This is a genomic window from Roseibium sp. RKSG952 (genome assembly GCF_009711355.1).
On the sequence record NZ_SMMF01000910.1, the window covers coordinates 1 to 13,037 of the forward strand.

Consider the following 13,037-nt stretch of genomic DNA (forward strand, 5'->3'; position numbering starts at 1 on the left):
TCCGCTGCGTCACCACTCCGCCAAGAGGCCCCGAAATGGTGTGAGGTCAGGCTTATCGGGGAGTTGCGGGGGGTTGTCAATCGGCCGATTGCGAAAATCCGTGTTGATTAGTGGATAGTGAGAGAATTCCCTGAAGGACCCCTTTGGATAATGGCCGAAAAAGAAGAGGTAAAACCGGTGCGTCTGGCATAATGTGGATCAGGTGCTTGTCACGAGGGGCACGTCTCGCTAATGAACGGCGCAGAAGTGCCCGGCGATGAGGAAGAGGGTTGACATGACGGACTATGCCCAGTCCCGTACACAGATGGTGAACACCCAGCTGCGAACCAATGATGTAACGGATCACCGGATCCTGGACGCAATGGAGATGGTCCCGCGGGAAAAGTTTGTGCCGGCGTCCAAGCGGGTCGTGGCCTATATTGACGAAGATCTGCCGATTGGCCCTGCCGGATCAGGGCGTTTTTTGTTGAAGCCGCATGTTTTTGGGAAGTTGATCCAGCTGCCCAACATCACGGCGGATGAGGTTGTGCTCGTTGTTGGTGCCGGTACGGGCTATGCGGCGGCGGTCCTGTCGAAGCTGGCGGCGTCGGTTGTGGCGGTCGAGGAGGATCAGGGCCTGGCGCAATCTGCGGGAGAGGTGCTTGTCGAGCTTGGCATCGACAACGCGGCAGTTGTTGAGGGTAAGCTTCGGGAGGGTTTCGCTTCTGAAGGTCCTTATGATGTCATTGTCATTAATGGGGCAGTGGATGTTGTGCCCGAGGCGATCGTCAAGCAGCTGAAAGACGGCGGACGTCTGGTGGTAATTGAAGGGCGGGGCGGTGCAGCCCAGGCGCGGGTCTATTTCAATTCCGGCGGAACGGTAAGCAGCCGGTTCGGTTTTAATGCATGTGCAGCCGTGCTTCCGGGATTTGAAAAGGCGTCGGAATTCGTCTTTTAATTTCATGGTCGGCGGGGACTTTCCCGAACTGGATAGTCTCTGATGGCGGCATTCAGGGTTTTTCACAACAAATCAAACCACTCTGACCAGTCTCCATTTCATTGTCAAAATTAGACTTTGTCTGTTGCGTTCTTGCCTCAGTCATTTCTTTTTGACCAGATACGGGGGGGTTCCGGTTGCGTTCGGAAATCCGGTCAGTTTACTTAAGTCCTATCAGTGCGGTGGGGTCGCTCAAGGAGCATCAGGTGTATTTCGGTTTTATGATGAGATCCGGTTTTGCGAAGTTACTCACGGCCACCGCCTTGTCTGCTGCAGGGGTTGGCGGTTCGGTGGTTTCGGCCAGTGGTGAGAGTATCCAGGAGGCCTTGGCCCGCGCTTATTCAAACAACCCGACCTTGAATGCGGCGCGCGCGACCTTGCGTGTGGTTGACGAAAATGTCCCGCAGGCACTCGCGGGTTGGCGCCCGACAGTCTCGGCATCAGGCACGATTGGACGGGAGGTCATTGATGCAGGCAGTTCAAGCAGTTCGAGCGGGTCACTCAATCAGGCCACAGGTTCGGTAACTGTCAGTCAAACGGTTTTTCAGGGTTTTCAAACCATCAACTCAACCCGTCAGGCGGAGTCCCTTGTCTTTGCGCAGCGAGAACTATTGCGCGAAACAGAGCAGGAAATCCTTTTAGATGCGGCCGAGGCTTATGTGACGGTCATTGAGGATACTGCGCTTGTTGCGCTTCAGCGGAGCGATGTGAAGTTTCTGGAAGAGCAGGTGCGGGCTGCAAAAGATCGGTTTGAAGTAGGTGAAGGGACACGTACGGACGTTTCCCAGGCAGAGGCCCGCTTGGCGGAAAGCCAAGCGACCCTTGCCTCTGCGATCGCAACACTCAACTCGGCCAGAGCGACCTATGTCCAAATTATTGGTGTCGAACCCAAGAACCTTTCAGCGCGGACAAATATCGACCGGCTCGTGCCGAAATCTCTGGAAGAAGCGCTGAAAATATTCGAAGAGTTCGAACCTTCCATTCGCGCAGCACGCTACGAGATGGACGCGGCGCTCTTTAATGTGAAGGCGACCGAAGGGCAGTTGTTGCCGACAGTCACTCTCGACGGAAGTTTGTCTCGGAGCGTCAATCCGTCAGCTTCGATCGTGGGTTACAACACTGCCGAAATCGTTGGGAGTGTCAGTATTCCGATCTATCAGGCGGGAACGGTAAGCTCGGAAGTGCGTCAGGCCAAGGAAGAGTTGGGTCAGGCGGAGATACAATTGGACGAGGCGCTGGCTCAAATTCGAGCGGATGTTGTATCGGCTTGGGGGAACTATCAGGCCTCCGAGCAGGCGATTGTTGCAGCCCGTGCTGCGGTCGCAGCGCAGCAATTGGCGCTTGAGGGTGTGATCGAGGAGCAGCGTGTCGGGCAAAGAACGACGCTGGATGTTCTTGATGCGCAGCGTGAACTCATTAGTCAGCAATCAGACCTGGTGACGGCTCAGGCAGACCGTATCACCTACGGTTACACTTTGGTGAGTGAAGTCGGAAAGCTGGATGCGGCAACGCTGGATCTCCCAGCCAAGCGCTACAACCCGGAACAGCACTATCGCGCTGTTCGCGGCAAGTGGTTCGGACTGCGTACACCTGACGGCCGGTAGCCGGCAATTTTGCCGGAAAGCCGGAGGCCGTTATTCAGACTGTTGCCGCAAGGACCTGCTGTGCGTACACTGTCGTCTGGTGATCTTGTTTGAATACGGAGCAGGTCTTTGAGCCTCGTTTTCAACGGGAAAATCTGTCGCGCTTAAGGTGATGGCTGTTCGCTTTTTCCTGACTTCCTCTATAGTCGCTCGGGACGAATCATAGATTGAATACGGTGTCCCTGGCGGATGCTGTAAAGGGAAACTGGGGGGGGTGCATGGCAAGGGCGAACCGGGCGGACGAACCGTCAATGGAAGAAATCCTGGCCTCGATCCGCCGCATCATTGCCGATGAAGAGGCTCCTGCAACGGGCGCGGGTGCCGTCGCCGCGCAGGGACACGCAGTCAAAAACATTGAGGAAGTCGGGGCGTCGGAAGATATGGGCAACAGCACGGAAATGTCCCAGGAAGATCTGGACAAGCTGTTCGATATGGATGGCGACGATGTTGTCGATGATCCAGATGAAATGGCGGCAGATGCAGTGCGGGATCAAATTTCCGGTGACGATGATATCCTGGAATTGACCGAAGATCAGGCCGTTTCCGATAAAGGCTCAGGGCACCCTGTCGAAAGCAGCAGTTCGCAGGACGGCGATGGCGATGTCTTTGATGAAGATGAGACCGGTTACGGTGCCGGCGAGCCTGCTTCGCATGGCATAACGCCAGAGCCCGAAGATGACTTGCCTCGGGTCTCTGACGAAGAGCCGCTGACTTCGGTCGCGACCGGTCAGGCGGTGCATGCGGCGATCGATAATCTGTCACACATGTTCGTCGGGTCGCAGGCACAAACGCTGGAAGACCTGGTTCGCGACATGCTGAGACCAATGTTGAAGGCCTGGCTTGATCAGAACCTTCCGCCAATGGTGGAGGACATGGTCAAGAAGGAGATCCAGCGCGTGACCCGCAGGCGCTAATCGAAAGCGAATTGGTCATTTCCTTGGTGCCGGGAATAGCTGGCATCCGGCATATCCGCTCGACGCTATGCCGGAGCACAGCTCATGCCATTCACAACCTGCACATGCCGTCCGAATCTGACCATCGGCGAATGCCTCTCGTAGATGGGAGATGTCGGCAGCGGCCAGGGTAAACCGGGGTCCCGGCTCTATGCGCCGCCGCAGCTGTTCTTCAATGTCGTGGCGAGCAAGCCTGTCGCGTTCCCTGACGCTGTCATTGAGGCAATGACAGGCTGAGGTGCCGAGTTCCGGCGCGCAGATATCATCCGGACCACTGACCAGAACGGCTTTCTCACCTTGTGACAAGCGCCGCACGATGCGGGTGTAGTTCGCAACAAATGCAGGCGAATAACCCTTTCCGGCGTATGTCAGCATGCAGAGTAGATGATGGGCGCGAAGTCTGATGGTCATGAAAAAAAAGCCGGTTCGGACTTGTGTGGGTTTACAGGAGTGCGAGCGCTTGCGCGTTTTGGCATTCGCGCGCAAACAGCCTTCGTCAGCGGTTGACTTGCGGCCCGCCTTCCGATTTACACGGGGGCTCACAAAACAAATGCATAATCTCCATTTGAGTACACCAGATGCTGGATAAAACCTATGACGCGGCGAGTGTCGAGCCGCGGATTTACGAAACCTGGGAAAAGGCAGGGGCCTTCAAGGCCGGAGCAGGCGCTCAAGAAGGGGCTCCGGCTTACTCCATCGTAATTCCGCCGCCGAATGTGACCGGCTCGCTGCACATGGGCCACGCATTGAACAACACGCTTCAGGACATACTGGTCCGCTTCGAACGCATGCGCGGCAAGGATGTGCTCTGGCAGCCGGGGATGGATCACGCCGGTATCGCCACGCAGATGGTGGTCGAACGGCAGCTGATGGAGCGTCAGGAACCCGGCCGTCGGGACCTGGGGCGTGAGAAATTCGTCGAGAAGATCTGGTCCTGGAAGGACGAATCCGGCGGCATGATCTTCAATCAGCTGAAGCGCCTCGGGGCCTCCTGTGACTGGAGCCGGGAGCGCTTCACCATGGACGAGGGTCTGTCGCGCGCTGTCCGCAAGGTTTTTGTCCAGCTCTACAAGGACGGCCTGATCTATCGCGGCAAGCGCCTTGTCAACTGGGACCCGAAGTTCGAAACCGCGATTTCCGATCTCGAAGTCGAGAACCGGGAAGTTGACGGCCACATGTGGCATTTCAAGTACCCGCTGGCCGGCGGCGAAACCTATGAGTATGTCGAGAAGGACGAAGACGGAAACGTCACGTTCCGCGAAACACGTGACTATATTTCCATCGCGACCACCCGTCCTGAAACCATGCTGGGGGACGGTGCCGTTGCAGTCCATCCGGATGACGAGCGCTACAAGCCGATCATCGGAAAGCTGTGTGAGATCCCGGTTGGCCCCAAAGAGCACCGCCGTCTCATTCCGATCATCACCGATGATTACCCGGATCCGGATTTCGGGTCGGGTGCGGTCAAGATCACCGGCGCACATGATTTCAACGACTATCAGGTCGCCAAGCGCAACGGGATACCGCTTTACCGGTTGATGGACAATGTCGCGGCCATGCGTGCTGATGGTGCGGCTTATGCGGAGTGTGCAAGACAGGCGCAGGAGATTGTCGAGACCGGGGACCTCCCGCCGGAAGCCGATGTGGATGCGATCAACCTGGTTCCCGACGAGTATCGCGGCCTTGATCGATTGCAGGCCCGCACAAAGGTTGTCGAGGCGATCAATGCGGAAGGACTTGCCGTCACCATCAAGGATGATGAGGGCAATGACATTCCCTATGTCGAATCGAAAAAGATCATGCAGCCCTTCGGGGACCGTTCGAATGTCGTGATCGAGCCTATGCTGACCGACCAGTGGTTTGCCGATGCCAAGACCATGGCCGAGCCGGCAATCGCAAGCGTTCGTGAAGGCCGCACGAAGTTTGTTCCGCAGAATTGGGACAAGACCTACTACGAGTGGATGGAGAACATCGAGCCCTGGTGTATCTCCCGTCAGCTGTGGTGGGGGCACCGGATCCCGGCGTGGTACGGCCCGGACGGAGAGGTGTTTGTTGCCACGAGCGAGGAGGAAGCTGCAGCGGAAGCCGCCACCCACTATGGCAAGGCGGTCGAGCTGAGGCGCGAAGAGGATGTTCTCGATACCTGGTTCTCCTCGGCGCTCTGGCCGTTCTCGACCCTCGGCTGGCCGGATGAGACGCCGGAACTGGCGACCTACTTCCCGACCACGACGCTGATCACCGGTTTTGACATCATCTTCTTCTGGGTTGCCCGGATGATGATGATGTCGCTTCACTTCATGAAGCAGGAGCCGTTCGAGACGGTGTATATCCATGCCCTTGTCCGTGACGAGAAGGGGCAGAAGATGTCGAAGTCGAAAGGCAACGTCATCGATCCTCTGGCACTGATCGAGGAGTATGGTGCGGATGCCCTGCGCTTCACCCTGACAGCCATGGCCGCTCAGGGGCGGGATCTGAAGCTCTCGACCAGCCGTGTGGCCGGATACCGCAACTTTGCCACCAAGCTCTGGAATGCGGCGCGTTTTGCCGAAATGAACGGCTGTGCCCGCCGCGAGGGTTTTGATCCGGCGTCTGCAACGCTGACGTTGAACCGCTGGATCATGACCGAGACCGGCCGGTGTGCCGAAGAGGTGACGGCGGCCATCGAGGGCTATCGCTTCAATGATGCGGCGGCTAGCGTTTACCGTTTTGTCTGGAACACGTTCTGCGACTGGTATCTCGAGCTGGCCAAGCCGGTCTTCAACGGCGGTGATGAAGCCGCCAAGGCGGAAACCCGGGCAACGGCAGCCTGGGCGATCGACGAAATCCTGAAGATCCTCCACCCCTTCATGCCGTTCCTCACCGAGGAGCTGTGGGAGCGGTTAGGTGACGAGGGCGCACAGGCTGATGGATTGCTGATGCAGGCCAGCTGGCCAAAGGCTGAGATGGAGGATGAGGCAGCGGCCGGTGAAATCAACTGGCTGGTGACGCTGATCTCGGAAATCCGCTCGGTGCGTGCCGAGATGAATGTGCCCGCGGGGGCCAAGGTCTCGGTTGTTCTGGCGGAGGCCAATGAAGAGACCAGGGCCCGTTTGAAGACGCATGAAGCGGCAATTTTGCGCCTTGCACGCGCAGAAAAAATCGAAACGGCTGATGAAGCCCCATCAGGGTCTGCCCAGATCATCGTCGGCGAGGCAACTGTTTGCCTGCCTCTGGCGGGGGTTATCGACCTTGGTGCGGAACGGGCCCGTCTCGGCAAGGAGGTCTCCAAGCTGGAAGGGGAGATCGCCCGTATTGAGAAGAAGCTCGCCAATCCGAAGTTTGTCGAAAAGGCACCCGAAGACGTGGTTGACGGAGAACGGGAGAAAAAGGCCGAGCTCGGAGAGCGTCTCGACAAGGTCAAGGTGGCGGTTGGGCGCCTGGCTGAGATCGGCTAGTTTGCCCTGAATAAACAAGGAGGTCCGGAAACGTGTCTTTTCCGGGCCTTATTCGGGTGTTACCGCGAAACCCAAGTGGAAAGTCAAAGCAGGCTTGGCGCGTTTCCGGATCCAGAATGACAACCAGAATGACGGCAGAATTTATGGGCAAGGTCCAAAAGCGAATGCAATCGGTTTTCGGAATGGCGATCGCATCATGCGCCGGATTGGTGTTTGCCGGTATTGCACATGCGCAGGCCCAGTTCGGGGCTCTGCCACAAACCGACGTCCAGCCCGGCAAAATCGAAAATCCGGTCGCCGTCTTTTCCGGGCTCGACAAGATCACCGGCCGTATCATTTCCTTTGATGTCTATATCGGGGAGACGGTTCAGTTTGGGGCATTGCAGGTGACCCCGAGGGTCTGCCATACCCGTCCGCAAACGGAATCGCCCATGACCACGGGTTTCGTGCAGGTCGACGAAATCACGCTCAACAATGAAGTCCGGCGGATCTTTTCCGGCTGGATGTATGCCGCGAGCCCCGGGCTTCATGCCGTGGAGCATGCGGTCTATGACGTCTGGCTGACCGATTGCAAGCTGAGCTCGGATGTGCCGCCGCCCGAGAACTATTCGGGTCCGGCGATCCGCGAAACGGTGGCCAATGCAGCCGATCCGCTCGCGGGATCCGATGACGGTATCACGTCTCCCGGAATACCCCGGCCGAAACCCTTTTAACGCTGGCTGCCAGAGCCTGATACCAACCGCCCGAATGATTTAATTCGGGCGTTGTTACTACCGGCGCGTGCCTGTGTTCCAGTTGTCCAGAACATTGAGGACTTCCGTACCCGTTGCATTGACCGGGAAGGCGAAAAAGTCCGTTTCAAGCTGCAAGGCGTAGTTCAGACGCGCAGTGTAGTCTTCTTGCGAGATCTCCATTGTGCCGAAACGGCTCAGGTGATCGGTGACAAACTGCGTGTCGAGCAGGGAAAAGCCGCCAACGATCAGGCGCGCGACCAAATGGGCCAGGCACACCTTTGAGGCGTCGGTCCGGAACGTGAACATGCTTTCGCCGAAAAACGCGCCATTCAGGCTGACGCCGTAAAGCCCGCCAACCAGCTCGCCATCCTGCCAGGCCTCGATCGTGTGGCAATGCCCCATGTCGAATAGCTCGCCATAGAGGCGCCGGATTTCCGTATTGATCCAGGTCTTGGGCCTGTCTGGCATCGGGGCGGCGCAGCCGTCGATCACGCCGTGGAAGTCGCTGCTGACGCGGATTTCGAAAACATCATTGCGGATTGTGCGCCGCAGGCGGCGGGGGAGGTGAAATCCATCCAGAGGAAGGATGCCCCGCCGCTCCGGTTCGAGCCAGAAAAGGCCCGGATCGTCGGCAGATTCGGCCATCGGGAACAGACCGCAGGCATAGGCCTTCAGAAGCACCTGCGGTGTGATTTCCATGACAATGTCGTCTTGATAACCTGCCATCTGCCGTCTTCATCCAACGGGCTGAAAGGGTCAGTCCGTCTTTTCCGCCAAGTACTTTTCCAGCCAGTGAATATCATATTGGCCGTTCGCGATGTCCTGATTGTCCACCAGGTCGCGAAAAAGCGGAATTGTCGAATTGATCCCGTCAACCACGAACTCGTCCAAACACCGCCGCAGCCGCATCATGCATTCGACCCGGTTGCGCCCGTGCACGATCAATTTGCCAATCAGACTGTCATAGTATGGCGGAATTTTGTAGCCCTGATAAACACCGGAATCCACACGAACGCCGAGGCCGCCGGGTGGGTGGTAGTAGGTGATCAGGCCCGGAGACGGCGCGAATGTGCGCGGATCTTCGGCGTTGATCCGGCATTCGATGGCATGCCCTTCGAACAGAATGTCCTCTTGAGACATGTCCAGCGAACCACCGGCTGCAATCCTGATCTGTTCGTTCACCAGATCGATCCCGGTGATCATTTCGGTGACCGGGTGTTCCACCTGCAAGCGGGTGTTCATTTCGATGAAATAGAACTCGCCGTTTTCATAGAGGAATTCGACCGTGCCGACGCCGCGGTATTTCAGCTTGCGCATGGCGTTGGCAACGATTTCGCCGATTTCGCTGCGCTGGCTTTCGTTCAGGCTCGGGGAGGGGGCTTCCTCCAGAACCTTCTGGTGCCGGCGCTGAAGCGAACAGTCACGCTCGCCCAGATGCACCGCATTGCCCTTGCCGTCGCCCAGGACCTGGATCTCGATATGGCGCGGCTTGCCTAGGTACTTTTCCATGTAAAGCGCATCGTCGCCAAATGCGGCTTTTGCCTCCGCGCGGGCCGTGGAGAGTGCGGATTCCAGCTCTTCTTCGGTGCGGGCCACTTTCATGCCGCGGCCGCCGCCGCCTGCAGCCGCCTTGACCAGAACCGGATAACCGATGTCCCGCGCGATGGCGTGGGCATCGTCTTGCGGGGTCACAGCCCCGTCAGAGCCCGGTACAACCGGAATGCCCAGATCCTTGGCGGTTTGCTTCGCCTGGATCTTGTCGCCCATGATCCGGATATGTTCGGCGGTCGGGCCAATGAACTCGATGTTGTGGGCTTCGAGGATTTCCGCGAAGCGGGCGTTCTCGGACAGGAAGCCGTAGCCGGGATGCACCGCGTCGGCGCCGGTGATTTCACAGGCCGCCAGAAGTTGCGGGATGTTCAGATAGCTGTCGGTTGCCGAGGGCGGGCCGATGCAGACACTTTCATCGGCGAGGCGGACATGCATGGCATCCGCATCAGCCGTCGAATGCACGGCAACCGTCGAAATGCCGAGTTCCTTGCACGCCCGCAGGATGCGCAAGGCAATCTCGCCGCGGTTGGCAATCAGGATTTTGGAGAACATGGGAGGCCCCTTTATTCGACGATGATGAGGGGCTCGCCGAACTCGACCGGCTGGGCATTTTCGACCAGAATCTGTTTGACGGTGCCGGACTTGGTTGCCGGGATATGGTTCATCGTCTTCATTGCCTCGACGATCAGGATCGTCTGGCCTTCGGTGACCTTGTCGCCGATTTTGACGTAATCAGGCGCGCCGGGCTCCGGTGCCAGGTAGGCTGTGCCGACCATCGGTGAGGTGATGGTGCCCGGATGCGGGCCTGCAGCAACCGCCTGCGCGGATGCATCCGCGGGAGCTGAAGCCGCTTGCGGCGCCGGGGCAGGAGCGGCCTGAGCGTAGGAGATGGGGGCTTCGATATTCAACTGGCGGGCGACGCGAATCCGGAAATCGTCTTGCTCGAGCTCGATCTCGCTGAGATTGGTCTCGTCCAGAAGGACGGCCAGATCGCGGATCAGGGCCGTGTCAAATTTCTTGTTATCTTTCGACATGTTACATTGGCTTTCGTGTTCGGGCCGCATGACATTTGCATCCATGAAACATTGCGCGATCCCGAAAGGATCCTGGCTCGGCGCGAACCGCAAACCCGGCCCGCGCGACGCAATCACTCACAGACACGCACGCTGAGCGCCGTTCCCAACAACAGGAGGAATGGAGCCGGCGCACAAAAACATGGCCCTTCCTTCCCAAAAGGCAGGGCCATGCACCTTATAAGGATTGATTGGACTTAGGAAAAGCCCTGATTAATCCAGAGACATGTTGGCGCTTTGTTTCAACAGCTTGTCTGGCCGCAATCGGACAAGGCGCTCACTTTTGACTGTAACGTATCGTAGCCGACAGCGCCCATCACGACATCTTCGCCGATTACGTAAGATGGCGTGCCGGTAAGGCCTAGGCGGTTGGCGAGGCTGTAGACTTCCTCGAATGTCTGACCCGCTTCGTCGGTTGCCATGGCTTCTTGCAACTTGGCCTCGTCGATACCGGCATCAATGGCGGCTTTGATTGCCGATGCCCGGTTGGCCTGCCCCCGTTGCATCATCAGGCTTTCGTGAAACGCGCCGTATTTGTCAGGGGCAACCGCGTTCACGGCGACAGCCACCTGAGCGGCCTCTACCGAGGGCTGGCCAAGCACCGGGAATTCCTTGAGCACGACGCGCAGCTCCGGGTTTTCGTCGATCAGGCGTACCATGTCGCCATAGGCGCGCTTGCAATAGCCGCAGTTGTAGTCGAAAAACTCGACCAGTGTGACCGAACCTTCCGGATTGCCCATGACCACCTGGCGGGTGGAGTTGAACAGGACGTCAGAGGCATCGGTCAGTGCCTGGCGGCGGGCTGCCGCTTCGGCTTCCTGTTGCCGCTTGTCCAGTTCGGTCAGGGCTTCGGAAATGATTTCCGGGTTTTGCAGGATGTATTCCCGCACGATTTTTTCGACCGCACCGCGATCGATCTCTTCAGACCGGGCCGGGCTTGCGACGAATGTCATGGCAATGACCGCGAACAGGGCCAGTGTGACAACGCTGGTTGTCATCCGGCCTCCGGTGCGGGAGACGCACGCAATCAGATTCATTTGGTGCTCCTATGAGGGCCTTTCTTCAACTGGATGATCGCTTAGCGGCGGCGTTCCAGCTGGGGTGGCTTGTATGACACAATATCATCGGCCTGAAGCCAGGACGGTGATCCGCGCTTCAAATTCTGTTGAGCGCGTTGTGCGTATCGCTTCGCGCCCTGAAAATCGCCGCTGACCATCAGGCCCTTCGCGGTTGCGAGGTCTGCCTGCGGGCGTTCTCCCTGACGTGAATGGGCTATTGCGAGCTGGCTGTAGGCTACGCCGGAGTTGGGGTCCCTCTGAATTGCCTTTTTCAGCAGGTTTTCAGCCTCGGGAAGGTTGGCCGGATTGTTGGCGGCGACGAGCGCATAGCCAAGCCAGACCATGAATTGCGGCTCGTTCGGCTTGATTGAAAGCGCCTTGCGGAACGGTGCGATGGCGCTGCGCGGATCTCCGCCTTCGAGGAGTGCCTGCCCCTTCAGTTCATGAAAATAAGGATTGTTCGGGTGCTGACGGATTAACTTGTCGATCTCTGGAACAGCTCCCTTGCCCCGGCTTTTCATCGCGCCGATGGCCCTTGCATATTGCGCGGCCAGGCTCTTGTCGGATCGCGGATAAGCGCGGGCGACGGATTGCGGGTGGCTTGTATAGGCGATCAGTTTGGCACGGACCATGTCGTGCCGGTACTGAAGCACCGGATCCTCGGCCTTGTTGAAATACTTGCTGTTGCGCGCCGCGTTTTCCAACGAATTGTGGCGGTCGCGGGCCATTGGGTGGCTTTGGGCGTAAGGGTCTGCATAGCGGGCGGAAAACAGTTGCTGTTCCGCCATCCGGTCAAATGTCTTCAGCATCCCGCGCGCACTTTGTCCGGTCGCATCCAGATATCTGAGTGCCGCCCGGTCTGCGGCCGCTTCTTCCCCGCGCTGGTAGGACAGGAATGTCCGCTGTCCGACAGAACCGGCGCCAAGAGCTGTGACCAGGCCGCCCTGAGCAACGCCGTCTGTGCCCGATGCCGTGCCCGCGGCGATGGCCCCGGCACCAAGCAGGGTGCCGATAACCGACATGATTGCCGCATTGGAGGCCGCTGCCCTGAGGCGAACGAGATGGCGGCCTTCAATATGACCGCTTTCATGGGCGATAACGCCAATCACCTCGCCGGGGGTTTCCGCTTCCATCAGGACGCCGATATTGATGAACATCCGGCGTGAATCGGGAACAAAGGCGTTAAAGCTCTTGTCGTTGACCAGAATGATTTCGGGCTCGGAACGGGCAATGCCGGCAGCGCGGAAAATCGGCTTGGCATAATCCCGCATCAACGCTTCCGTTTCAGCGTCTCGAATCAGGGACAGTTTTCCCCGTTGCGCTTCCGCGGGCGTGGGAGCGGCGATCGGGCTGGCCACGGCGGCAGCCAGTGCCAGAGCAAGAACCTTTCCGGGCAGTCGGGAACCTTTAGGGGACGTGAAATTGCGGAGCATGCGCGTAGAAACAGTCACTTTGTCGCTAAACCTCATGGGCAATCGGGCCAACGGCCATTTTGTCAGCGACCGTAGGAGCGCGTCCGGACCGGGTCAAGCACGGAGGTGATACCAAATGATCCGTAACTGGTGTAGGAACGGCAGCCTGAATGCGGCGTATCGCAGGGAAAATTGGAGTTTTT

At 58.2% G+C, this 13,037-nt stretch carries 11 protein-coding genes; 5 read left to right on the forward strand and 6 right to left on the reverse strand.

The window, feature by feature from the left end; all coding sequences use genetic code 11:
• Nucleotides 1-274: 274 nt before the first annotated feature.
• The 3 genes from E1297_RS18525 to E1297_RS18535 all read left to right on the forward strand — a co-directional run bounded on the left by E1297_RS18525 (nucleotide 275) and on the right by E1297_RS18535 (nucleotide 3,533).
• Complete coding sequence (locus tag E1297_RS18525; protein WP_155140950.1) at nucleotides 275-937, forward strand: protein-L-isoaspartate O-methyltransferase; 663 nt, start codon at nucleotides 275-277, stop codon at nucleotides 935-937.
• A gap of 245 nt (nucleotides 938-1,182) precedes the next feature.
• On the forward strand, nucleotides 1,183-2,580 hold the full coding sequence (locus E1297_RS18530) for a TolC family outer membrane protein (RefSeq protein ID WP_368669608.1): 1,398 nt from the start codon (nucleotides 1,183-1,185) through the stop codon (nucleotides 2,578-2,580).
• A 257-nt stretch (nucleotides 2,581-2,837) separates the two neighbouring features.
• A complete protein-coding gene (locus tag E1297_RS18535; protein ID WP_155140952.1) occupies nucleotides 2,838-3,533 on the forward strand; it encodes a PopZ family protein in 696 nt (231 codons plus the stop codon).
• A 15-nt stretch (nucleotides 3,534-3,548) separates the two neighbouring features.
• On the opposite strand, the gene E1297_RS18540 is transcribed toward E1297_RS18535, so the two are convergent.
• Nucleotides 3,549-3,983: a DUF1284 domain-containing protein gene (locus E1297_RS18540; RefSeq protein WP_155140954.1), complete on the reverse strand. Its 435-nt coding sequence runs from the start codon at nucleotides 3,981-3,983 to the stop codon at nucleotides 3,549-3,551.
• 167 nt (nucleotides 3,984-4,150) lie between these two features.
• Between E1297_RS18540 and E1297_RS18545 the strand changes: the two genes are divergently transcribed.
• Both E1297_RS18545 and E1297_RS18550 read left to right on the forward strand, forming a co-directional pair.
• On the forward strand, nucleotides 4,151-7,006 hold the full coding sequence (locus tag E1297_RS18545) for a valine--tRNA ligase (RefSeq protein ID WP_155140956.1): 2,856 nt from the start codon (nucleotides 4,151-4,153) through the stop codon (nucleotides 7,004-7,006).
• Nucleotides 7,007-7,134: 128 nt separating this feature from the next.
• A complete protein-coding gene (locus E1297_RS18550) occupies nucleotides 7,135-7,719 on the forward strand; it encodes a DUF2155 domain-containing protein (RefSeq protein ID WP_368669609.1) in 585 nt (194 codons plus the stop codon).
• A 57-nt stretch (nucleotides 7,720-7,776) separates the two neighbouring features.
• Here E1297_RS18550 and aat read toward each other — a convergent pair whose 3' ends face one another.
• The 5 genes from aat to E1297_RS18575 all read right to left on the reverse strand — a co-directional run bounded on the left by aat (nucleotide 7,777) and on the right by E1297_RS18575 (nucleotide 12,873).
• A complete protein-coding gene (gene aat / locus E1297_RS18555; protein ID WP_155140958.1) occupies nucleotides 7,777-8,466 on the reverse strand; it encodes a leucyl/phenylalanyl-tRNA--protein transferase in 690 nt (229 codons plus the stop codon).
• Nucleotides 8,467-8,496: 30 nt separating this feature from the next.
• Nucleotides 8,497-9,843 (reverse strand): acetyl-CoA carboxylase biotin carboxylase subunit, encoded by a 1,347-nt coding sequence (gene accC / locus E1297_RS18560; RefSeq protein WP_155140960.1) that lies wholly within the window; start codon nucleotides 9,841-9,843, stop codon nucleotides 8,497-8,499.
• A gap of 11 nt (nucleotides 9,844-9,854) precedes the next feature.
• A complete protein-coding gene (gene accB, locus E1297_RS18565) occupies nucleotides 9,855-10,325 on the reverse strand; it encodes an acetyl-CoA carboxylase biotin carboxyl carrier protein (RefSeq protein ID WP_155140962.1) in 471 nt (156 codons plus the stop codon).
• 281 nt (nucleotides 10,326-10,606) lie between these two features.
• Nucleotides 10,607-11,401, reverse strand: coding sequence for a DsbA family protein (locus tag E1297_RS18570; protein WP_155140965.1), 795 nt, complete (start codon nucleotides 11,399-11,401; stop codon nucleotides 10,607-10,609).
• A gap of 41 nt (nucleotides 11,402-11,442) precedes the next feature.
• Entirely contained in the window at nucleotides 11,443-12,873 is a 1,431-nt protein-coding gene (locus tag E1297_RS18575; protein WP_368669611.1) for a M48 family metalloprotease, read from the reverse strand.
• Between the last annotated feature and the right edge of the window lie 164 nt (nucleotides 12,874-13,037).

Excerpts from the sequence above, each read along its gene's own strand:
- E1297_RS18525 (WP_155140950.1), top strand. The coding sequence starts at position 275 with ATGACGGACTATGCCCAGTCCCGTACACAGATGGTGAACACCCAGCTG.
- aat (WP_155140958.1), bottom strand. The coding sequence starts at position 8,466 with ATGGCAGGTTATCAAGACGACATTGTCATGGAAATCACACCGCAGGTG.
- E1297_RS18540 (WP_155140954.1), bottom strand. The coding sequence starts at position 3,983 with ATGACCATCAGACTTCGCGCCCATCATCTACTCTGCATGCTGACATAC.
- accB (WP_155140962.1), bottom strand. The coding sequence starts at position 10,325 with ATGTCGAAAGATAACAAGAAATTTGACACGGCCCTGATCCGCGATCTG.
- E1297_RS18570 (WP_155140965.1), bottom strand. The coding sequence starts at position 11,401 with ATGAATCTGATTGCGTGCGTCTCCCGCACCGGAGGCCGGATGACAACC.
- E1297_RS18550 (WP_368669609.1), top strand. The coding sequence starts at position 7,135 with ATGACGGCAGAATTTATGGGCAAGGTCCAAAAGCGAATGCAATCGGTT.
- E1297_RS18545 (WP_155140956.1), top strand. The coding sequence starts at position 4,151 with ATGCTGGATAAAACCTATGACGCGGCGAGTGTCGAGCCGCGGATTTAC.
- accC (WP_155140960.1), bottom strand. The coding sequence starts at position 9,843 with ATGTTCTCCAAAATCCTGATTGCCAACCGCGGCGAGATTGCCTTGCGC.
- E1297_RS18535 (WP_155140952.1), top strand. The coding sequence starts at position 2,838 with ATGGCAAGGGCGAACCGGGCGGACGAACCGTCAATGGAAGAAATCCTG.